The sequence below is a fragment of the Pseudomonas sp. WMBT8 genome (genome assembly GCF_050916005.1).
GTDB lineage: Bacteria > Pseudomonadota > Gammaproteobacteria > Pseudomonadales > Pseudomonadaceae > Aquipseudomonas.
Window position 1 is genome coordinate 5,427,506 of record NZ_CP188096.1, and the last position, 19,374, is coordinate 5,446,879.

Genomic DNA, 19,374 nt, shown 5'->3' on the forward strand with positions numbered 1-19,374 from the left:
ACGCATCATTGGGATTGGATGATGCTCAACCGCTCGCCCACCACCATCTCGGTGATCCAGCCCACCAGGATCGAGGTGTAGGCCTGCTGGGATACCGGGTCGCTCAATGAATGATCGCCACCGTCGATGATCCGGTGCGTCAGCGAATGGGTCTGCTGGCACGCAGCCCGGTAGCTCATGATGGTGGCGTGGGGTACATGGTCATCCGTTTGTGATTCGACAATCAGCACATCCCCGGTAAATGCGGCGCAGGCGTGCAGCGCGCGATTGGTCTCGGCCTGCACCAGGGTGCTGCGGTAATCCATCAGGTCGGCTTTATCCAGGTCGCGCTTGGGGGTGTGCCATTGCTGGTCGCGATACAGCGCCGGCACCCGCAGTGCGAGCCAGCGCACCGGGCGCAATGAGGTGAGGATCGCCGCCAGGTAGCCACCATAACTGGTGCCCACCACCGCCACCGCCGAGGTATCGATGGCCGGGTGCGCCAGCAGTCGATCATAGGCCGCCAGCAAGTCCCGCAGGTTGTCGTCCCGGGTGACCCGCGACAAGGGAATGCCGTTGCCAGCATGCCCGCGCAGGTCAAAGGTCAGGCACACACAGCCAAGGCCGGCGATGCCCTTGGCCCGTTCCAGGTCACGCTCCTGGCTACCGCCCCAGCCATGCACAAACAACACCCCTGGCACTTTTGACTTGGGACTGAGGAAGGTGGCGCTCATCTGTTCGTCGTCGATATCAATGGTGATGGTTTCGCTTCTAGCCGTCATAGGATTTGACCGTTACGTACTTGAGAAGAAAGTCGCTGTTTTCTGCCGGGCCGCGATAAATCTCGATGGCATTGGCGGGCAAGGACTGCTCGATATAGGTCTCTACGGACGAGACGCGAATCGCACGCAGGCCGGGGTCGTTGATAAAACTCTGCAATGCCGCCACCTCCGCGCTGCTGGCACCGCCCATGCGCCAGGATTGCTCGAGCACCCCGCTGCGGCGCTGGCCTTGGCTGTCCAGGCCCTGGGCGATGTCGTAATTGCGCCGCGAGGCATAGAAACCAGGATAGGCCTCATCGGCGGCGTTATCGAAGACTTGTGCCTGCTCAATGGCCAGGCGCACGTCCTCGTTGAGCGCCAGGGCCAGCAATGCTTCGTAATAACCCGGCACCACCAGCAGGTCGGAGCCGCCGTAGACCGCCTCGCCCTGCCCGTCCTGGGTCAGGTACTGCTCGCCGCAGTAACTGAATACATGCCCGCCGATAAAGCTCTGGCCGACACTGTGGGTCACTACGTCCTGCAGGTCTTGCTCCAGCACCACGCCTTGGTCGAACAGCTGCGCTGCATCGGCACGGGCGAGGATTGCATGCAATTGCTCGAGGTTGTCGACCACCTCCTGACCACGACCGGCGCAAGCATGTACCGGCTTCAGGCGAATCGGCCCGAGCGCCAGCAACTGGATGGCGGCAGCGCGGGCATCTTCCACGCCAAACACACTCCAGCCGTCGAGCACCACGGCGCGCACCCGCTCGGCAAACAGCGGCGACCAACCCTCGGGCGCCAGGGCAGCCGTGTCGTGCAAGCCATGGGTGATGGCCTTGGTGCAGATGAAATCGTGGTCTACATAACCGCCCCACAAATCCTCCGGCCCCTTCACCCCCAGGCTGAGTGCCTGGGCCGGCCCGACCAGGGTCTGGGTAGGCAGCAGGTACAGGTCGGTATGGGCATGCAGCTCGGGGCTGTAGCTGCCGCCGTAGTCGAGCCCGAGGATCTGCGCCAGCCAGCGAGCGAGGGCGCGGTTGCTTTCCACTTCATGGAGCGGGGCATCGGGCCGGACCGAGTGCGCCACCACGATCTTTTTGCGGTTGGTCGGGGTCATGCGTCCCCCTTGGGCAAGGCTTGCGGGTGTGTAGCGCAAAGGTTGCAGGGATCAGGCCAAGGCGCGACTCAGGCAAAGGGTTGGTGGATCAAGCGGTTAGGGGAAGAGCAGTGGCATTTGGCCTGCTTCATTTTGCACGAAGGGCGATGGAGCGGCCGGCGTTCTGCGCGATCCAGGGCGCGCAGGCGATCAAAAATGTGGCGGCGGGCTTGCTCGCGCCCACACTGGTGGGGTGGCGTGTCCGGCAATCAAGCAGGGGCCTTCACGCCAAATCGGTTGCGGTAATCGCTGGGCGCAAGGCCGGTGATTTTCTTGAAGATCGCGCGAAAGGCGCTCGGGTCTTGATAACCCACGGTCCAGGCAATCTGATCAATGGTGGTATTGGTGAACTCCAGCATCTGCCGCGCCTTGCCGACCCGCAGGTGCTGGCAGTATTGGGTGGGTTTCAAGCCGGTGGCATTGCGAAAACGGCGCAGGAAGGTGCGCTCTTCCAGGCCGGCCGCCTGGGCCATCGCCGCAAGCGAGACATCCACCGCACCACTGGCCTGCAACGCGTGCTGGACCTTGAGGATCGCTCCGTCACCATGGCTGAGGATCGGTGCAAAATTGCTGCCGCACTGGCTGGCGCTGTCGCTGTGCTCAATCACCAGAAAGCGCGCGGTGTCGGCGGCGATGCTGGGACCCATGAGACGGTCGACCAGGCGCAGGCCCAGTTCGGACCAGGCCATCAGCCCGGCGGTGGTGATCAAGTCGCCGTCGTCCACTATGGGTTTGTCGGCCTCCAGGCGCACCGCAGGAAACCGGCTGGCGAAGGTGTTGGCCGAAGACCAGTGGGTGGTGGCGCTGCGCCCATCGAGCAAACCACTGCGCGCCAGCATGATCGAACCGATGCATACGCCCCCCAGCACGGTGCCGGCCGCATGCTGCTCGCGCAGCCAGTGCAGCAGCGCGGGCGGCGCCTGCTCTTCGCAAAACTCGCCAATCGACGGCGGCACCAGCACGGCCATCGGGGGTTGATCGGGGCCGGGCAGGCTGTCGAAACCTCGAACAGGGGTACCATCGTCATTGACCTGCCAGTGGCTGACACGTAACAAGGGCAACTGCTGGCTCTGATGCTCGGCGGCAATGCGATTGGCGACGCCAAACAAGTCGGTCAAGCCATGTACTGCGGCCATCTGCGCACCGCGATAAATCAGCACGCCGAGCTCGACGATCGAGCGTTCCAGAGCCATTGTCAGTTTTCCCCCTGTTATTGTCGGTACGGCCAATCCCCGTGCCACGCGCCAGTCACGATACTGGGCGCATCAACCCATCACGAGAACATACACATGGCCAAGCAAGCACTTATCCTAATCGATATCCAGAACGACTACTTCCCCCAGGGCAAGTGGCCATTGACCGGCGTGGAAGCGGCGGCCGACAAGGCGCAACAGGTGCTCCAGGCATTTCGCCAGGCCGGCGACGCGGTGATCCACGTGCGCCATGAGTTCACCTCCGAGGATGCGCCCTTCTTCACCCCAGGCTCCGAAGGCGCACATATACATGCCAAGGTGCAGAACGAAAACGACGAGCCGGTGGTGCTCAAGCATTTTGTAAATGCGTTTCGCCAAACCAACCTGCGCGAGGTGCTGGAACAACACAGCATCACCGACCTGGTGGTGGTCGGCAGCATGAGCCACATGTGCATTGACGCAGTGGTTCGGGCAGCAGCGGACTACGGCTACAACGTGACGGTGATCCATGACGCCTGTGCCACGCGCGACCTGGAATTCAATGGCAAGACCATTGCCGCCGCCCAGGTACATGATGCCTACATGGCATCGCTGGCATTTGCCTATGCCAGCGTGGTGTCGGCGGATGAGTTCCTGAAGACTGTCAGCGCGTAGCGATAATGAACAGCCGTGGAAACGGTAGCAACACTGTGCCATCGGCCAGGGCCGGGTAAGCCTCGCGGATGCGCGCCAGGTAGGCGTCGAGGAAGGCGCCTTTCGCGGCCTCATCCAGCGGCGCCAGGAATGGCCGCAAGCCCGTGCCCTTGAACCACTCCACCACCGCCTCATGACCGGTGAGCGGGTGGTAATAGGTGGTGTGCCATACATCCACGGTGCTGCAGTGTTTGCTCAACAACTCGTAGTAGTAACTCGCCGGGTGACGCGCTTCATGTTTGACCGCGCCGATCTTGCCCGCCCAAGGGCCTTGCGCTGCCACCTCACGGGCCAGGCGGTGAGCCGGCTCGTTGAGGTTATCCGGGGTTTGCACCGCCAGCGTCCCGCCCGCTGTCAATTGCGCCACCAGGTGCGGATAAAGGCTGGCGTGGTCCGGCACCCATTGCAGTGAGGCGTTGGCGAGGATCACATCGAACTGTTGCGCAGGCTTCCAGGCGCCGATATCGGCCAATTCAAAGTTAAGTGCCGGCAACCGCTCGCGGGCACTAACCAGCATGTCCTGCGAGCTGTCCAAGCCGGTAATGGTCGCCTGGGGGAAACGTCCGGCCAACACCTCGGTGGAATTGCCCGGGCCACAACCCAGGTCGACCGCCGTTCGCACATCGCCCGCGGGGATGGCGGCGACCAGGTCCTGGACGGGACGGGTGCGCTGTTGTTCAAACATCGAATACTGCTTGGCAGACCAGGTCATCGGGGCTTCCTTCTTGGGTAAGGGAATGCGCTACAGCCTAAGTCTTGTGGCGCCCAGGGACAAATGCCAGGGCTCGGGACTTTTCCCACTCAAAAACAAGAAACCCCCGAGGCAAATGCCAGCGGGGGTTCCTGGTGTTACTGGATAGTCCGTGCCGAGGTGGCCTTAGAACGGAATATCATCATCAAAGCTATCGAAGTCAGCCGCTGGCTGCGGTGCCGCCTGCTGTGGCGCTGGACGCGACTCACGCTGTGGCTGCTGGCTTGGCTGCGGACGGGACTGCTGTGGACGCGGCGCCGAGTTGGACATGCCACCCTGGCCCTGTTGGTCGCCCTGTGGACGGCCGCCCAGCAGTTGCATGGTGCCTTGCATGTCGACCACGATTTCAGTGGTGTAACGCTTGATGCCGTCTTTTTCCCACTCGCGGGTCTGCAGTTTGCCTTCGATGTAGACCTGCGAACCCTTGCGCAGGTATTCACCGGCGATCTCTGCGACCTTGCCGAACATCGACACACGGTGCCATTCGGTTTTCTCGACCTTCTGGCCAGTCTGCTTGTCAGTCCACTGTTCGCTGGTCGCCAGACTCAGGTTGGTCACGGCGTTACCGTTAGGCAAGTAGCGAACTTCGGGATCCTGGCCGCATGTACCGACCAATATGACTTTGTTAACCCCACGGGCCATAACGTTCTCCTAGGCTGGGCGCGCTGTCGGCACTGGATTTACCAGTTGCTCGAGCGTCGCGCGATCCAATAGTTCGGTGTCCAATTTGATGTAAATGGCCGCCTCTTCAGCGACCACGACTGCATCTGTTACCCCTACGACGGCCTTCAGGCGCTCTACCAGACCGCTTTCACGGATCGCCTCGGGCGATAGCGGCAAACGCAGGCTTGTGACGTAGGGAGGTTCGCGCATGGTAACAGCAAAGACCAGCCAAAGTGCAGCCAGCCCGGCGCATCCGAGGAACACAACCGACAAACCGCCATGCTGGAACATCCAGCCGCCCATGATGCCGCCCAGCGCCGAACCGAGGAATTGGCTGGTGGAATACACCCCCATCGCCGTGCCCTTGCCGCCCGCCGGTGAAACTTTACTGATCAGCGAAGGCAGTGACGCCTCCAGCAGGTTGAACGCGGTGAAAAACACCACCGTGCCGATTACCAGCGCCCGTAGGCTGTCGCCGAACTGCCAGAAGAATAGTTCAGTGAGCATCAATGTCGCGACGGCGCCGAGCAAAACTCGTTTCATTTTGCGTTTCTTCTCGCCGTAGATGATGAACGGGATCATGGCGAAGAACGAAATCAGCAACGCGGTCAGGTAGACCCACCAATGCTGCTCCTTGGGCAACCCGGCCTTTTCCACCAGCGCCAGGGGCAAGGCGACGAAGCTGCACATCAGCATGGCGTGCAATACGAAGATACCTAAATCCAGGCGCAGCAGGTCGGGGTGCTTGAGCGTCGGCAGCAGCGCCTGTTTGGCCACGCCCGACTCACGGTGCTGCAGCGGTCCGGTGGAGCGCGGCACCATAAAGGCCACGATCAGGATGCCGAACAGCGCCATGCCGCCGGTGGCCAGGAACAGGCCGTGCAAACCGAACGCGCGAGTCAACAGCGGGCCAACCACCATCGCAACGGCAAACGAAAGACCGATGGTCATGCCGATCATGGCCATGGCCTTGGTGCGATGCTGTTCACGGGTCAGGTCCGACAGCAGCGCCATCACCGCCGCGGAAATCGCCCCTGCGCCTTGCAGGATGCGTCCGGCGATCACGCCCCAGATCGAATCGGCATTGGCCGCCAGCACGCTGCCCAGGGCGAAGACGATCAACCCCAGGTAGATCACCGGCCGGCGGCCAATGCGGTCGGAAATGATCCCGAACGGAATCTGGAAAATCGCCTGGGTCAGGCCATAGGCGCCAATCGCCAGGCCGATCAGGGCCGGGGTCGCGCCAGCGAGGTCCATGCCATAGGTCGCCAGTACCGGCAACACCATGAACATGCCCAGCATACGGAAGGCGAACACCAGGGCCAGACCGCTTGCTGCTCGGGTCTCGCCGCTACTCATGCGTTCGCTGTGGGGATCGTGCATGGAAAAACCTCGTGTGAACCGGCGGCGATTCTACCAGTCCCATCGATTGAGAGGGTATATGCGGCGCTTTGCCGCGCAGCTTTCATGTAAGGCTGAAATGGGCAAATTGACAGTGTATATTCATCCAGTCTTTAGCCGTATACTCCTGCATTATTTATACGCCCGCCGTGCGAGGCCATCTTGGACAAGATCCTGATTCGTGGGGCTAGAACCCACAACCTGAAGAACATCGACCTGACCCTGCCCCGGGACAAACTGATTGTCATCACCGGCTTGTCCGGGTCCGGCAAGTCGTCGCTGGCGTTCGATACGCTGTATGCCGAAGGCCAGCGTCGCTATGTGGAGTCGCTGTCGGCCTACGCCCGGCAGTTCCTGTCGATGATGGAAAAGCCTGATGTCGACACCATTGAAGGCCTGTCGCCAGCCATTTCCATCGAACAGAAATCGACCTCCCACAACCCGCGCTCCACCGTGGGCACCATCACCGAAATCTACGATTACCTGCGCCTGCTGTACGCACGCGTCGGTATTCCGCGCTGCCCTGACCACGACATCCCTCTGGAAGCGCAGACCGTCAGCCAGATGGTCGACCTGGTGCTGGCCCAGCCGGAAGGCGCCAAGCTGATGCTGTTGGCCCCGGTAATTCGCGAGCGCAAGGGCGAGCACCTGTCGGTGTTCGAAGAGCTGCGCGCCCAGGGTTTTGTCCGCGCCCGGATCAACGGCAAGCTCTATGAGCTGGATGAAGCACCAAAGCTGGATAAACAGAAGAAGCACACCATCGATGTGGTGGTCGACCGTTTCAAGGTGCGCGCCGATCTGCAGCAACGTCTGGCGGAGTCGTTCGAGACCGCGCTGAAACTGGCGGATGGTATCGCCCTGGTGGCGCCGATGGACGACGAGCCAGGCGAAGAAATCATCTTCTCCGCGCGCTTCGCCTGCCCGATCTGCGGCCATGCCATCAGCGAGCTGGAGCCCAAGCTGTTCTCCTTCAACAACCCGGCCGGCGCCTGCCCGACCTGTGATGGGTTGGGGGTCAAGCAGTTCTTCGACATCAAGCGCCTGGTCAATGGTGACCTGACACTGGCGGAAGGCGCGATACGTGGCTGGGACCGGCGCAATGTGTATTACTTCCAGATGCTCGGGTCATTGGCTGCCCACTATAAATTCAGCCTGGAAGTGCCATTCAACGAACTGCCGGCCGAGCAACAGAAAGTCATCCTCCATGGCAGCGGCTCGCAGAACGTCGACTTCAAGTACCTGAACGACCGTGGCGACATCGTCAAGCGCTCCCACCCGTTCGAAGGCATCGTGCCCAACCTGGAGCGCCGCTATCGGGAAACCGAGTCGGCCAGCGTGCGGGAGGAACTGGCCAAGTTCCTCAGCACCCAGCCCTGCCCGGATTGCCGCGGCACCCGCTTACGTCGCGAGGCCCGCCACGTGTGGGTCGGCGAGAAGACCCTGCCGGCGGTGACCAACCTGCCGATCGGTGATGCCTGCGAATACTTCGCCGTACTGAAGCTGACCGGGCGACGTGGCGAGATTGCCGACAAGATCCTCAAGGAAATCCGCGAGCGCCTGCAGTTTCTGGTCAACGTGGGCCTGGACTATCTGTCCCTGGATCGCAGTGCCGACACCCTGTCCGGCGGCGAGGCCCAGCGCATTCGCCTGGCCAGCCAGATCGGCGCCGGCCTGGTGGGCGTGCTGTACATCCTCGACGAGCCGTCCATCGGCCTGCACCAGCGCGACAATGATCGCTTGCTGGGCACGCTCAAGCACCTGCGCGACATCGGCAACACGGTGATTGTGGTCGAACACGATGAGGACGCCATTCGCCTGGCGGACTACGTGGTCGATATCGGTCCCGGTGCGGGCGTGCATGGCGGGCATATTGTTGCCCAGGGCACCCCGGCCGAAGTCATGGCCCACCCGGACTCCCTGACCGGCAAGTACCTGTCTGGCCGGGTAAAAATCGAAGTGCCCGCCAAGCGTACGCCACGCAACAAAAAACAGGCGCTGCACCTCAAGGGCGCGCGCGGCAACAACCTGCGCAATGTCGACCTGGAAATCCCCCTGGGCCTGCTGACATGCGTGACCGGTGTATCCGGTTCAGGCAAGTCGACCCTGATCAACAACACCCTCTTCCCCCTCAGCGCCACGGCATTGAACGGTGCCACCACCCTGGAAGCAGCCGCCCATGACAGCATCAAGGGCCTGGAGCTGCTGGATAAAGTAGTGGATATCGACCAGAGCCCGATTGGTCGCACTCCCCGCTCCAACCCGGCGACCTATACCGGGCTGTTCACGCCGATACGCGAACTGTTCGCCGGTGTGCCGGAGTCCCGCTCCCGTGGTTATGGGCCTGGGAGGTTTTCCTTCAACGTCAAGGGTGGGCGATGCGAAGCTTGCCAGGGCGACGGCCTGATCAAGGTCGAGATGCACTTTTTGCCGGACATCTACGTTCCGTGCGATGTGTGCAAGAGCAAGCGCTACAACCGCGAAACCCTGGAGATCAAGTACAAGGGCAAGAACATCCACGAAACCCTTGAGATGACTATCGAGGAAGCTCGGGTGTTCTTTGACGCGGTGCCGGCCTTGGCGCGCAAGCTCCAGACCCTGATGGACGTGGGCTTGTCGTATATCAAGCTGGGGCAGTCGGCGACCACGCTGTCCGGTGGCGAGGCGCAGCGGGTGAAGCTGTCTCGCGAGCTGTCCAAGCGCGATACCGGCAAGACCCTGTATATCCTCGATGAACCGACCACCGGCCTGCACTTCGCGGATATCCAGCAATTGCTCGACGTGCTGCATCGCCTGCGCGACCACGGCAACACCGTGGTGGTGATCGAACACAACCTGGATGTGATCAAGACGGCCGACTGGCTGGTGGACCTGGGGCCGGAAGGCGGCTCCAAGGGTGGGCAGATTATTGCGGTGGGTACGCCGGAGCAGGTCTCCGAGATGCCGCAATCCCACACGGGCTACTATCTGAAGCCGTTGCTGGCGCGCGACCGGGCCTGACTCTTCAGGCCCAACAAAAAGCCCCTGTCACCGTAGCGGTGACAGGGGCTTTTTTATTGCCGGCGGAATCAGAACTGCGATTGCAGGTAATTTTCCAGGCCGATCAATTTGATCAGACCCAGCTGCTTTTCCAGCCAGTAGGTGTGATCTTCCTCAGTATCGTTCAACTGTACGCGCAGGATTTCCCGGGTCACGTAGTCATTGTGCTTCTCGCAAAGCTCAATGCCTTTGCACAGTGCTGCACGAACCTTGTATTCCAGGCGCAAGTCGCTGGCGAGCATCTCAGGCACAGTGGTACCGGTATCCAGGTCGTCAGGACGCATACGCGGCGTGCCTTCGAGCATCAGGATACGGCGCATCAGCGCGTCGGCGTGCTGTGCCTCTTCTTCCATTTCGTGATTGATACGCTCGTAGAGCTCGGTAAAGCCCCAGTCTTCGTACATACGCGAGTGAATGAAATATTGGTCACGAGCTGCCAGTTCGCCCGTCAGCAACGTGTTGAGGTAATCGATTACGTCGGGGTGACCTTGCATCGCCCTACATCTCCCTACTTGAAAGACTGTAGTTTGAACCAAGCGGACCCGCAGGTCACGGGATGAACGGCATAAAAGTGATGTTTTTCGGAGAAAAGTAGCTGAAATAACGCAAAAACCGCCCAAATGAGGGCGGTTCTGCTTATCACTTAGAGTTAGTTAAGCGATACACCCAGTGCAGTTGCGATCCCTTCTCCATACGCCGGATCGGCCTTGAAAAAGTGCTGCAACTGACGCTGAACCACATCGCTGGAAACACCCGCCATCGCGCCCGCGATGTTGTTGATCAACAGCGCCTTTTGCTCAGCATTCATCAGGCGGAACAGCGCACCGGCGTGGCTGTAGTAATCCGTGTCTTCGCGGTGATCGTAGCGATCAGCTGCACCACTCAGAGCCAGGGCAGGTTCTGCGTACTGCGGCGCCTGTTTGGGGGCATCGGCGTAGCTGTTTGGCTCGTAGTTCGGGGCCGCGCCACCGTTGCTGCCGAACGCCATGGAACCGTCACGCTGGTAAGTATTGACGGGACTGCGTGGAGCATTCACCGGCAGGTGCTGATGGTTGGTCCCGATACGGTAGCGATGCGCATCGGCGTAAGCAAAGACACGCCCCTGCAGCATGCGATCTGGCGACAAACCGACACCTGGCACCATGTTGCTTGGACCGAACGCGGCTTGCTCCACCTCGGCGAAGTAGTTCTGCGGATTGCGGTTCAACTCCAGCTCGCCCACCTCAATCAACGGGAATTCTTTCTGAGACCAGGTTTTGGTCACGTCGAAGGGATTCTCGTAGTGCGCGTTGGCCTGGGCCTCAGTCATGATCTGGATACACACGCGCCATTTCGGGAAGTCGCCGCGCTCGATGGCCCCAAACAGATCGCGCTGAGCATAATCCGGATCGGTACCGGCCAGGCGCGCAGCATCGGCAGGCGCCAGGTTCTTGATGCCTTGCTTGGTCTTGTAGTGCCATTTCACCCAGTGACGCTCGCCATTGGCGTTGATCAAGCTGTAGGTGTGGCTACCAAAGCCATGCATGTGGCGGTAGCCGTCCGGGATACCCCTGTCCGAGAACAGGATGGTGACCTGGTGGAGCGCCTCAGGCGAATGCGACCAGAAGTCCCACATCATCTGCGCACTTTTCAGGTTGCTTTGCGGCAGACGCTTTTGGGTGTGGATGAAATCGGGGAATTTCAGCGGGTCACGGATAAAGAATACCGGAGTATTGTTGCCAACGATGTCCCAGTTGCCTTCTTCGGTGTAGAACTTCAATGCGAAGCCACGTGGGTCGCGCTCGGTATCTGCGGAGCCGCGCTCGCCACCCACTGTCGAGAAACGCAGGAAGGTTGGCGTCTGCTTGCCAACAGCGTCAAACAGCTTGGCGCTAGTGTACTGGGTGATGTCCTTGGTGACCGTGAACGTGCCATAGGCTCCCGAGCCTTTGGCGTGTACACGACGCTCTGGGATGTTTTCGCGGTTGAAATGGGCAAGCTTCTCGATCAGATGAAAGTCGTCGAGCAGCAGCGGGCCACGCGGACCTGCGGAACGTGAATTCTGGTTATCGGCAACGGGAGCACCGCTGGCGGTTGTAAGGGTTTTATTCTGGCTCATGCTCAATCTCCTCAGGTCAGTCTTGGAACTGCCGGCTAATCGGCTTGGAGGGAGTATTGACCAGGAAGATGACACCATCAAATTTATTAAATCATGCTTATCGATAGTTAATTACTAACGATGACTTGGCTCGCATAGCCACAACTCAATCAATACCCGTCATGAACTTTTCTATCGCCCACAAAAAACCGGGCACTAGGCCCGGTTTTTCGTAGCAGACTGTCGTCTTACTCGGCGGATACAGCTTCGCCAGCAGTAGCACGATCAACCAACTCGACGTACGCCATAGGCGCGTTGTCGCCAGTGCGGAAACCGCACTTGAGGATGCGCAGGTAGCCACCCTCACGGGTAGCGTAGCGCTTGCCCAGGTCGTTGAAGAGCTTACCAACGATAGCTTTCGAGCGAGTACGGTCGAAAGCCAGACGGCGGTTAGCCAGGCTGTCTGTCTTGGCCAAAGTGATCAGCGGCTCAGCAACGCGACGCAGTTCTTTGGCTTTCGGCAGTGTAGTTTTAATCAGCTCGTGCTCGAACAGCGACACCGCCATGTTTTGAAACATGGCCTTGCGGTGCGAGCTGGTACGGCTCAGGTGACGACCACTTTTACGATGACGCATGGTTCATTCCTTACCAAACTCACGTTCGGTGATTACGACGATCAGGCAGTCGCCTTGTCGTCCTTCTTAAGACTTGCAGGCGGCCAGTTGTCGAGGCGCATGCCGAGGGACAGACCGCGGGAGGCCAGAACGTCCTTGATTTCAGTCAAGGATTTCTTGCCCAGGTTCGGAGTCTTCAACAGTTCTACTTCGGTACGCTGAATCAGGTCACCGATGTAGTAAATGTTTTCCGCCTTAAGGCAGTTAGCCGAACGTACAGTCAGTTCCAGATCGTCAACCGGGCGAAGCAGGATCGGATCGATCTCGTCTTCCTGCTCGATTACCACTGGTTCGCTGTCACCCTTGAGGTCGACGAACGCAGCCAACTGCTGTTGCAGGATGGTTGCAGCGCGGCGAATAGCCTCTTCAGGATCCAGAGTACCGTTGGTTTCCAGATCAATAACCAGCTTGTCCAGGTTAGTACGCTGCTCGACACGGGCGTTTTCCACCACGTATGCGATACGGCGAACCGGGCTGAACGAAGAGTCAAGCTGCAAGCGACCAATGCTGCGGCTTTCGTCTTCATCGCTCTGACGCGAGTCGGCCGGTTCATAACCACGACCACGAGCTACGGTGAGCTTCATGTTCAGGGCGCCGTTAGACGCCAGGTTAGCGATTACGTGATCGGGATTAACGATCTCGACATCATGATCCAGCTGAATATCGGCAGCGGTAACCACCCCCGAACCCTTCTTCGACAAGGTCAGCGTAACTTCGTCACGGCCGTGCAGCTTGATAGCCAGACCTTTAAGGTTCAACAGGATTTCAATTACGTCTTCCTGTACACCTTCGATGGCGCTGTACTCGTGGAGCACACCGTCAATCTCGGCCTCGACTACTGCACAGCCGGGCATTGAGGACAACAGGATGCGGCGCAGCGCGTTGCCCAGGGTGTGGCCAAAACCACGCTCGAGAGGCTCGAGAGTGATCTTGGCGCGGGTTGGACTGACAACCTGCACATCAATGTGGCGGGGTGTCAGGAACTCATTTACCGAAATCTGCATGGATGCACCTATTTTCTAGCCCTTACTTGGAGTAGAGCTCGACAATCAGGCTTTCGTTGATGTCGGCGGACAGATCACTGCGAGCAGGAACGTTCTTGAAAACGCCCGACTTCTTCTCAGTGTCTACTTCTACCCATTCTACGCGGCCACGTTGGGCACACAGATCGAGAGCTTGGACAATGCGAAGTTGGTTTTTTGCTTTCTCGCGAATCGCGACCACGTCACCAGCACGAACCTGGTAGGACGGGACGTTAACGGTTTGGCCGTTTACGCTAACGGATTTGTGCGATACCAGCTGACGGGATTCGGCACGAGTCGAACCAAAGCCCATACGGTATACAACGTTGTCCAGACGGCATTCGAGCAGTTGCAGCAGGTTTTCACCGGTTGCACCTTTCTTGCCAGCAGCTTCTTTGTAGTAGCCGCTGAACTGACGCTCGAGAACGCCGTAGATACGACGGACCTTCTGCTTTTCACGCAGTTGGGTGCCGTAGTCGGACTGGCGACCGCGGCGTTGGCCGTGGATACCAGGTGCTGCTTCAATGTTGCACTTCGATTCGATCGCGCGCACGCCGCTCTTCAGAAAGAGATCGGTGCCTTCGCGACGAGCGAGTTTGCATTTTGGACCAATGTAACGAGCCATTCTTTACAATCTCCTGGATTACACGCGGCGCTTCTTCGGCGGACGGCACCCGTTGTGCGGGATTGGCGTCACGTCGGTGATGCTGGCGATCTTATAGCCACAGCCGTTCAAAGCACGGACAGCAGACTCACGACCTGGACCTGGACCCTTAACGTTAACGTCGAGGTTTTTCAGGCCATATTCCAGCGCAGCTTGACCAGCACGTTCAGCAGCTACTTGAGCAGCAAACGGGGTGGACTTGCGGGAACCGCGGAAACCCGAACCACCAGAGGTAGCCCAAGAAAGCGCGTTACCTTGACGGTCGGTGATGGTCACGATGGTGTTGTTAAAAGATGCATGGATGTGGGCGATGCCATCAACCACTGTCTTTTTAACTTTTTTACGAGGACGAGCAGCAGGTTTTGCCATGATAATTTTCCTGTCGATTCGCTGGGGCGATTACTTGCGGATCGGCTTACGCGGACCTTTACGGGTACGCGCGTTAGTCTTGGTACGCTGACCGCGTACTGGAAGACCACGACGATGACGCAGACCGCGATAGCAACCGAGGTCCATCAAACGCTTGATTTTCATGTTGATTTCGCGACGCAGGTCACCTTCAGTGGTGAACTTCGCCACTTCGCCACGCAGCAATTCAATCTGCTCGTCGCTCAGATCCTTGATCTTAGCGGCTGGGTTTACCCCAGCAACTGCGCAAATTTTCTGCGCAGTAGTGCGACCAACACCATAGATGTAGGTCAGCGAGATAACAGTGTGCTTGTTATCTGGAATGTTAACGCCTGCAATACGGGCCATTCAGTGGGACTCCAATTGACAGCTACCTACGCCCCGGAAGCCAAGAAATAGGGCGCGAGATAATATCGCTGTAATAACAAATAATCAACCCGGCAGCGCACTAGCTGCCGGGCTTCAAGCGGATCACACTCAGCCTTGGCGCTGTTTGTGACGCGGTTCCGCGCTGCAAATTACTCGAACAACACCTTCGCGGCGAATAATCTTGCAGTTACGGCACAGCTTTTTCACCGATGCACGAACTTTCATCACCAACTCCTCGAACCTTATGGGGTACTCAGCGCAACATGCCGCTGCCGTAGCCCTTCAGGTTGGCTTTCTTCATCAGGGATTCGTACTGGTGCGAAACGAGGTGCGATTGTACTTGGGACATGAAGTCCATCACAACCACGACCACGATCAGCAACGAGGTCCCGCCAAGGTAGAACGGAACGTTTGCTGCAACCACCAGGAACTGGGGCAACAAGCACACGGCCGTCATATATAGAGCACCGAACAGGGTCAAGCGGGTCAGAACGCCATCAATGTAGCGCGCCGACTGCTCGCCTGGACGAATACCCGGAATAAAGGCACCGGACTTCTTCAGGTTTTCCGCTACGTCTTTCGGATTGAACATCAACGCCGTATAGAAGAAGCAGAAGAAAATAATCCCTGCACTAAACAGCAGAATATTCAACGGCTGACCAGGAGCGATCGACTGCGAGATGTCCTGCAACCAGCCCATACCTTCAGACTGACCGAACCAGGCACCCAACGAAGCCGGAAACAGCAAAATGCTGCTCGCGAAGATAGCAGGAATAACACCGGCCATATTCACTTTCAGCGGCAAGTGGCTGGTCTGCGCAGCGAAGACCTTGCGGCCCTGCTGACGCTTGGCGTAGTGAACAGCGATACGACGCTGACCACGCTCAATGAACACCACAAAACCGATAATCGCTACTGCCAGCAAACCGATGGCAACCAAGGCGAAGATATTGATATCACCCTGACGTGCAGACTCGAAAGACTGCCCGATTGCCCTCGGAAGACCGGCGACGATACCTGCGAAAATCAACATCGAGATACCGTTGCCAACACCACGTTCAGTAATCTGCTCACCCAGCCACATCATGAACATCGCACCAGCCACAAATGTGGTTACTGCAACGAAATGGAAGCCAAAGTCACCAGTGAACGCTACGCCCTGCCCCGCCAGACCAATGGACATGCCAATAGCCTGGACAAGAGCAAGAACGACAGTGAGGTAGCGGGTGTACTGGCTAATCTTGCGACGACCAGCTTCACCTTCCTTCTTCAACTGCTCCAGCTGCGGGCTGACGGCGCTCATCAACTGCATGATGATCGATGCCGAAATGTACGGCATGATCCCCAGTGCAAAGATGCTCATCCGCTCCAGCGCGCCGCCGGAAAACATGTTGAACAAGCTAAGAATGGTCCCCTCATTCTGTCGAAACAGGTCTGCGAGTCGGTCCGGGTTGATACCTGGAACCGGGATGTGTGCGCCTATTCGGTAGACGATAATCGCCAGGAACAGAAAACGCAGACGAGCCCAAAGTTCAGACATACCGCCTTTGCCGAGCGCTGAGAGAGCACCTTGCTTAGCCATTTATTCCTCGAACTTGCCGCCAGCTGCTTCGATAGCCGAACGCGCACCTTTGGTGGCGCCGATTCCCTTGCCGATAGTGACAGCGCGAGTCACTTCACCGGACAGCATGATTTTCACACGCTGTACGTTGACGTTGATCACGTTGGCATCTTTCAGGGTCTGCACGGTAACGATGTCGCCTTCCACTTTAGCCAGCTCGGACAGACGCACTTCTGCGCGGTCCATGGCCTTCAGGGAAACGAAACCGAACTTCGGCAGGCGACGATGCAGCGGCTGTTGACCGCCTTCAAAGCCTGGAGCGATGGTGCCACCGGAGCGGGAGGTTTGACCTTTGTGGCCACGGCCACCAGTCTTACCCAAACCGCTACCGATACCACGGCCCGGACGATGCTTTTCGCGACGGGAACCCGGCGCTGGACTCAGATCATTGAGTTTCATCGATTAACCCTCGACACGCAGCATGTAGTAAGCCTTGTTGATCATCCCGCGATTCTCGGGAGTATCCTGGACTTCTACAGTGTGACCGATGCGACGCAGACCCAAACCCTTAACGCACAATTTGTGGTTAGGGATGCGGCCGGTCATGCTTTTGATCAGCGTTACTTTAACGGTAGCCATGATCAGAAGATCTCCTTGACGCTTTTGCCACGCTTGGCGGCAATGGATTCAGGAGATTGCATAGCTTTCAAACCTTTGAAAGTGGCGTGAACCACGTTTACCGGGTTAGTCGAGCCGTAGCACTTGGCCAGAACGTTCTGAACGCCAGCAACCTCGAGGACAGCACGCATAGCGCCGCCAGCGATGATACCGGTACCTTCAGAGGCAGGCTGCATGTACACCTTCGAAGCGCCGTGAGCGGACTTCATTGCGTACTGCAGGGTGGTGCCGTTCAGGTCAACTTGGATCATGTTGCGACGAGCAGCTTCCATTGCCTTCTGGATCGCAGCAGGCACTTCACGCGACTTGCCACGGCCGAAGCCAACACGGCCCTTACCATCACCAACCACGGTCAACGCGGTGAAGGTGAAGATACGGCCGCCTTTAACGGTTTTGGCTACGCGGTTAACTTGAACCAGCTTCTCAATGTAGCCTTCGTCGCGCTTTTGGTCGTTATTTGACATAACTTAGAACTCCAGCCCAGCTTCACGAGCAGCATCAGCCAGCGCTTTAACGCGGCCGTGGTACTTGAAGCCAGAGCGGTCGAAAGCCACTTGCGAGACGCCAGCGGCCTTAGCACGCGTAGCGACCAGCTGGCCAACCTTAGTGGCCGCGTCGATGTTGCCAGTGGCACCATCACGCAGTTCTTTATCCAAAGTCGAGGCGCTTGCCAGGACTTTGTTGCCGTCGGCCGAGATGACCTGGGCGTAGATGTGCTGCGACGAGCGGAACACGCAGAGACGCACGACTTCGAGTTCGTGCATTTTCAGGCGTGCTTTGCGAGCGCGACGCAGTCGAGTAACTTTTTTGTCGGTCATTTGCTATGCCCTACTTCTTCTTGGCTTCTTTACGACGGACGACTTCGTCCGCGTAGCGCACACCTTTGCCTTTGTACGGCTCTGGTGGACGGAAGTCGCGGATCTCGGCAGCCACTTGACCTACCAGCTGCTTATCGATGCCCTTGATCAGGATATCGGTCTGGCTAGGAGTTTCAGCGGTGATGCCTTCCGGCAGTTCGTAATCCACTGGGTGCGAGAAGCCAAGGGCCAGGTTCAAAACCGTGCCTTTTGCTTGCGCTTTGTAACCAACACCGACCAGCTGGAGCTTACGCTCGAAGCCTTGGCTTACGCCTTGGACCATGTTGTTTACCAACGCACGCGTGGTACCGGCCATTGCGCGAGTTTGTTGATCGCCATTGCGAGCAGCGAAACGCAACTCACCAGCTTCTTCAACGATCTCAACGGACGAATGGATGTTCAGTTCAAGAGTACCCTTGGCACCCTTCACCGAAAGCTGTTGGCCTGCGAATTTTACTTCGACACCGGCTGGCAGCTTAACGGGGTTCTTAGCGACGCGAGACATGCTTATCCCCCCTTAGAACACAGTGCAAAGAACTTCGCCGCCGACACCGGCAGCGCGCGCAGCACGATCCGTCATCACACCTTTGTTGGTGGAGACGATAGACACGCCAAGACCGCCACGAACTTTCGGCAGATCTTCAACGGACTTGTACTGACGCAGGCCTGGACGGCTAACGCGCTTCACTTCCTCGATGACCGGACGGCCTTCGAAGTACTTCAGCTCGATGGACAGCAGTGGCTTGATTTCGCTGCTGATCTGATAACCCGCAATGTAGCCTTCGTCTTTCAGGACTTTGGCAACAGCTACCTTCAACGTGGAAGATGGCATGCTTACGACGGACTTTTCAGCCATCTGGGCATTACGGATACGAGTTAGCATGTCCGCTAACGGGTCCTGCATACTCATGGGCTAGACGCTCCTAATACAAAAAAATTAGCCTTGCGGCTACATATGTCACCGAGAATCTCCGGGCATAAAACACACGGGCTCAGGCGAGCCGCGTATTTTAGACACACTCCGGAAATGAAACAAGCCCCAAAAGGGGCTTGTTCCAGATTCTAGGCCACCGGCGGTCAGTATCTTGCGATCCTGGCCACCGAGACTTCGAAAGTACTTACCAGCTGGCTTTAACCAGACCTGGTACGTCACCACGCATTGCAGCTTCACGCAGTTTGTTACGGCCGAGGCCGAACTTGCGGTAAACACCGTGTGGACGACCGGTCAGGCGGCAGCGGTTACGCATGCGCGAAGCGCTTGCGTCACGTGGCTGCTTCTGCAGAGCTACTGTAGCTTCCCAACGCGCTTCTGGACTTGCGTTCAGATCAACGATGATAGCTTTCAGTGCTGCACGCTTCTTGGCGTACTTGGCAACCGTGAGCTGACGCTTCAGCTCGCGGTTTTTCATGCTCATCTTGGCCATGGTC

24 protein-coding genes are annotated in these 19,374 nt (G+C 58.4%); 2 read left to right on the forward strand and 22 right to left on the reverse strand.

The annotated features are described in order from the left end of the window. Window positions 1-5: 5 nt before the first annotated feature. From ACO77H_RS24730 to ACO77H_RS24740, 3 genes are all read right to left on the reverse strand, one after another. Entirely contained in the window at window positions 6-761 is a 756-nt protein-coding gene (locus tag ACO77H_RS24730) for an alpha/beta hydrolase family protein (protein ID WP_432754685.1), read from the reverse strand. After that, window positions 751-1,860 carry a DUF3182 family protein gene (locus tag ACO77H_RS24735; protein ID WP_432754686.1) on the reverse strand — a complete coding sequence of 370 codons (1,110 nt, stop codon included), beginning with the start codon at window positions 1,858-1,860 and terminating at the stop codon, window positions 751-753. The genes ACO77H_RS24730 and ACO77H_RS24735 overlap by 11 nt, the downstream gene beginning before the upstream one ends. 248 nt (window positions 1,861-2,108) lie before the next feature. Continuing rightward, the gene (locus tag ACO77H_RS24740) at window positions 2,109-3,092 is read right to left on the reverse strand and encodes a GlxA family transcriptional regulator (RefSeq protein ID WP_432754687.1); all 984 of its coding nucleotides are present in this window, start codon (window positions 3,090-3,092) and stop codon (window positions 2,109-2,111) included. 96 nt (window positions 3,093-3,188) lie between these two features. On the opposite strand from ACO77H_RS24740, the gene ACO77H_RS24745 reads away from it, so the two are divergent. Then, window positions 3,189-3,746 (forward strand): cysteine hydrolase family protein, encoded by a 558-nt coding sequence (locus tag ACO77H_RS24745; RefSeq protein WP_172312347.1) that lies wholly within the window; start codon window positions 3,189-3,191, stop codon window positions 3,744-3,746. Here ACO77H_RS24745 and tam read toward each other — a convergent pair. The 3 genes from tam to ACO77H_RS24760 all read right to left on the reverse strand — a co-directional run bounded on the left by tam (window position 3,736) and on the right by ACO77H_RS24760 (window position 6,582). Continuing rightward, window positions 3,736-4,497 (reverse strand): trans-aconitate 2-methyltransferase, encoded by a 762-nt coding sequence (gene tam / locus ACO77H_RS24750; RefSeq protein ID WP_170041634.1) that lies wholly within the window; start codon window positions 4,495-4,497, stop codon window positions 3,736-3,738. The two genes, ACO77H_RS24745 and tam, sit on opposite strands and share 11 nt — an antisense overlap. A gap of 165 nt (window positions 4,498-4,662) precedes the next feature. Further along, window positions 4,663-5,178 carry a single-stranded DNA-binding protein gene (locus ACO77H_RS24755; RefSeq protein ID WP_017849542.1) on the reverse strand — a complete coding sequence of 172 codons (516 nt, stop codon included), beginning with the start codon at window positions 5,176-5,178 and terminating at the stop codon, window positions 4,663-4,665. Window positions 5,179-5,187: 9 nt separating this feature from the next. After that, complete coding sequence (locus ACO77H_RS24760) at window positions 5,188-6,582, reverse strand: MFS transporter (RefSeq protein ID WP_169951370.1); 1,395 nt, start codon at window positions 6,580-6,582, stop codon at window positions 5,188-5,190. Between the two features lie 180 nt (window positions 6,583-6,762). Here ACO77H_RS24760 and uvrA point away from each other — a divergent pair, with 180 nt between their 5' ends. Continuing rightward, a complete protein-coding gene (gene uvrA / locus ACO77H_RS24765; RefSeq protein WP_169951372.1) occupies window positions 6,763-9,597 on the forward strand; it encodes an excinuclease ABC subunit UvrA in 2,835 nt (944 codons plus the stop codon). Between the two features lie 68 nt (window positions 9,598-9,665). On the opposite strand, the gene bfr is transcribed toward uvrA, so the two are convergent. From bfr to rpsN, 16 genes are all read right to left on the reverse strand, one after another. Beyond that, window positions 9,666-10,130: a bacterioferritin gene (gene bfr / locus ACO77H_RS24770; protein WP_029299402.1), complete on the reverse strand. Its 465-nt coding sequence runs from the start codon at window positions 10,128-10,130 to the stop codon at window positions 9,666-9,668. A 155-nt stretch (window positions 10,131-10,285) separates the two neighbouring features. Continuing rightward, window positions 10,286-11,734, reverse strand: coding sequence for a catalase (locus ACO77H_RS24775; protein WP_169951374.1), 1,449 nt, complete (start codon window positions 11,732-11,734; stop codon window positions 10,286-10,288). Window positions 11,735-11,961: 227 nt separating this feature from the next. Further along, window positions 11,962-12,348, reverse strand: coding sequence for a 50S ribosomal protein L17 (gene rplQ, locus ACO77H_RS24780; protein ID WP_007918448.1), 387 nt, complete (start codon window positions 12,346-12,348; stop codon window positions 11,962-11,964). 41 nt (window positions 12,349-12,389) lie between these two features. After that, the gene (locus ACO77H_RS24785) at window positions 12,390-13,391 is read right to left on the reverse strand and encodes a DNA-directed RNA polymerase subunit alpha (RefSeq protein ID WP_003176403.1); all 1,002 of its coding nucleotides are present in this window, start codon (window positions 13,389-13,391) and stop codon (window positions 12,390-12,392) included. 22 nt (window positions 13,392-13,413) lie between these two features. Next, complete coding sequence (gene rpsD / locus ACO77H_RS24790) at window positions 13,414-14,034, reverse strand: 30S ribosomal protein S4 (protein ID WP_003210056.1); 621 nt, start codon at window positions 14,032-14,034, stop codon at window positions 13,414-13,416. Window positions 14,035-14,052: 18 nt separating this feature from the next. Beyond that, entirely contained in the window at window positions 14,053-14,442 is a 390-nt protein-coding gene (rpsK, locus tag ACO77H_RS24795; protein ID WP_002555466.1) for a 30S ribosomal protein S11, read from the reverse strand. A gap of 30 nt (window positions 14,443-14,472) precedes the next feature. Continuing rightward, on the reverse strand, window positions 14,473-14,829 hold the full coding sequence (gene rpsM / locus ACO77H_RS24800) for a 30S ribosomal protein S13 (RefSeq protein WP_024077676.1): 357 nt from the start codon (window positions 14,827-14,829) through the stop codon (window positions 14,473-14,475). 129 nt (window positions 14,830-14,958) lie between these two features. After that, window positions 14,959-15,075 (reverse strand): 50S ribosomal protein L36, encoded by a 117-nt coding sequence (gene rpmJ, locus ACO77H_RS24805; protein ID WP_002555468.1) that lies wholly within the window; start codon window positions 15,073-15,075, stop codon window positions 14,959-14,961. Window positions 15,076-15,103: 28 nt separating this feature from the next. Continuing rightward, complete coding sequence (gene secY / locus ACO77H_RS24810) at window positions 15,104-16,432, reverse strand: preprotein translocase subunit SecY (RefSeq protein WP_053125863.1); 1,329 nt, start codon at window positions 16,430-16,432, stop codon at window positions 15,104-15,106. Then, a complete protein-coding gene (rplO, locus tag ACO77H_RS24815) occupies window positions 16,433-16,870 on the reverse strand; it encodes a 50S ribosomal protein L15 (RefSeq protein ID WP_003176407.1) in 438 nt (145 codons plus the stop codon). A 3-nt stretch (window positions 16,871-16,873) separates the two neighbouring features. Continuing rightward, window positions 16,874-17,050, reverse strand: a complete 177-nt coding sequence (gene rpmD, locus ACO77H_RS24820) for a 50S ribosomal protein L30 (RefSeq protein ID WP_003176408.1) — start codon at window positions 17,048-17,050, stop codon at window positions 16,874-16,876. Window positions 17,051-17,052: 2 nt separating this feature from the next. Then, on the reverse strand, window positions 17,053-17,553 hold the full coding sequence (rpsE, locus tag ACO77H_RS24825) for a 30S ribosomal protein S5 (RefSeq protein WP_003186035.1): 501 nt from the start codon (window positions 17,551-17,553) through the stop codon (window positions 17,053-17,055). 3 nt (window positions 17,554-17,556) lie between these two features. Further along, window positions 17,557-17,907, reverse strand: coding sequence for a 50S ribosomal protein L18 (gene rplR / locus ACO77H_RS24830; RefSeq protein WP_003186037.1), 351 nt, complete (start codon window positions 17,905-17,907; stop codon window positions 17,557-17,559). A gap of 10 nt (window positions 17,908-17,917) precedes the next feature. After that, the gene (gene rplF, locus ACO77H_RS24835; protein WP_003176412.1) at window positions 17,918-18,451 is read right to left on the reverse strand and encodes a 50S ribosomal protein L6; all 534 of its coding nucleotides are present in this window, start codon (window positions 18,449-18,451) and stop codon (window positions 17,918-17,920) included. A gap of 12 nt (window positions 18,452-18,463) precedes the next feature. Next, on the reverse strand, window positions 18,464-18,856 hold the full coding sequence (rpsH, locus tag ACO77H_RS24840) for a 30S ribosomal protein S8 (protein ID WP_017848802.1): 393 nt from the start codon (window positions 18,854-18,856) through the stop codon (window positions 18,464-18,466). Window positions 18,857-19,064: 208 nt separating this feature from the next. Beyond that, on the reverse strand, window positions 19,065-19,370 hold the full coding sequence (gene rpsN / locus ACO77H_RS24845) for a 30S ribosomal protein S14 (RefSeq protein ID WP_003176414.1): 306 nt from the start codon (window positions 19,368-19,370) through the stop codon (window positions 19,065-19,067). Between the last annotated feature and the right edge of the window lie 4 nt (window positions 19,371-19,374).

Coding starts and splice junctions, on each gene's coding strand:
- rpsH (WP_017848802.1), bottom strand. CDS start 18,856: ATGAGTATGCAGGACCCGTTAGCGGACATGCTAACTCGTATCCGTAAT.
- secY (WP_053125863.1), bottom strand. CDS start 16,432: ATGGCTAAGCAAGGTGCTCTCTCAGCGCTCGGCAAAGGCGGTATGTCT.
- rpsM (WP_024077676.1), bottom strand. CDS start 14,829: ATGGCCCGTATTGCAGGCGTTAACATTCCAGATAACAAGCACACTGTT.
- rpsE (WP_003186035.1), bottom strand. CDS start 17,553: ATGTCAAATAACGACCAAAAGCGCGACGAAGGCTACATTGAGAAGCTG.
- rpsK (WP_002555466.1), bottom strand. CDS start 14,442: ATGGCAAAACCTGCTGCTCGTCCTCGTAAAAAAGTTAAAAAGACAGTG.
- rpsN (WP_003176414.1), bottom strand. CDS start 19,370: ATGGCCAAGATGAGCATGAAAAACCGCGAGCTGAAGCGTCAGCTCACG.
- rpsD (WP_003210056.1), bottom strand. CDS start 14,034: ATGGCTCGTTACATTGGTCCAAAATGCAAACTCGCTCGTCGCGAAGGC.
- tam (WP_170041634.1), bottom strand. CDS start 4,497: ATGACCTGGTCTGCCAAGCAGTATTCGATGTTTGAACAACAGCGCACC.
- ACO77H_RS24745 (WP_172312347.1), top strand. CDS start 3,189: ATGGCCAAGCAAGCACTTATCCTAATCGATATCCAGAACGACTACTTC.
- ACO77H_RS24785 (WP_003176403.1), bottom strand. CDS start 13,391: ATGCAGATTTCGGTAAATGAGTTCCTGACACCCCGCCACATTGATGTG.
- rplQ (WP_007918448.1), bottom strand. CDS start 12,348: ATGCGTCATCGTAAAAGTGGTCGTCACCTGAGCCGTACCAGCTCGCAC.
- ACO77H_RS24760 (WP_169951370.1), bottom strand. CDS start 6,582: ATGCACGATCCCCACAGCGAACGCATGAGTAGCGGCGAGACCCGAGCA.
- ACO77H_RS24740 (WP_432754687.1), bottom strand. CDS start 3,092: ATGGCTCTGGAACGCTCGATCGTCGAGCTCGGCGTGCTGATTTATCGC.
- ACO77H_RS24775 (WP_169951374.1), bottom strand. CDS start 11,734: ATGAGCCAGAATAAAACCCTTACAACCGCCAGCGGTGCTCCCGTTGCC.
- rplF (WP_003176412.1), bottom strand. CDS start 18,451: ATGTCTCGCGTCGCTAAGAACCCCGTTAAGCTGCCAGCCGGTGTCGAA.
- rplR (WP_003186037.1), bottom strand. CDS start 17,907: ATGACCGACAAAAAAGTTACTCGACTGCGTCGCGCTCGCAAAGCACGC.
- ACO77H_RS24730 (WP_432754685.1), bottom strand. CDS start 761: ATGACGGCTAGAAGCGAAACCATCACCATTGATATCGACGACGAACAG.
- rpmJ (WP_002555468.1), bottom strand. CDS start 15,075: ATGAAAGTTCGTGCATCGGTGAAAAAGCTGTGCCGTAACTGCAAGATT.
- ACO77H_RS24735 (WP_432754686.1), bottom strand. CDS start 1,860: ATGACCCCGACCAACCGCAAAAAGATCGTGGTGGCGCACTCGGTCCGG.
- ACO77H_RS24755 (WP_017849542.1), bottom strand. CDS start 5,178: ATGGCCCGTGGGGTTAACAAAGTCATATTGGTCGGTACATGCGGCCAG.
- bfr (WP_029299402.1), bottom strand. CDS start 10,130: ATGCAAGGTCACCCCGACGTAATCGATTACCTCAACACGTTGCTGACG.
- rplO (WP_003176407.1), bottom strand. CDS start 16,870: ATGAAACTCAATGATCTGAGTCCAGCGCCGGGTTCCCGTCGCGAAAAG.
- rpmD (WP_003176408.1), bottom strand. CDS start 17,050: ATGGCTACCGTTAAAGTAACGCTGATCAAAAGCATGACCGGCCGCATC.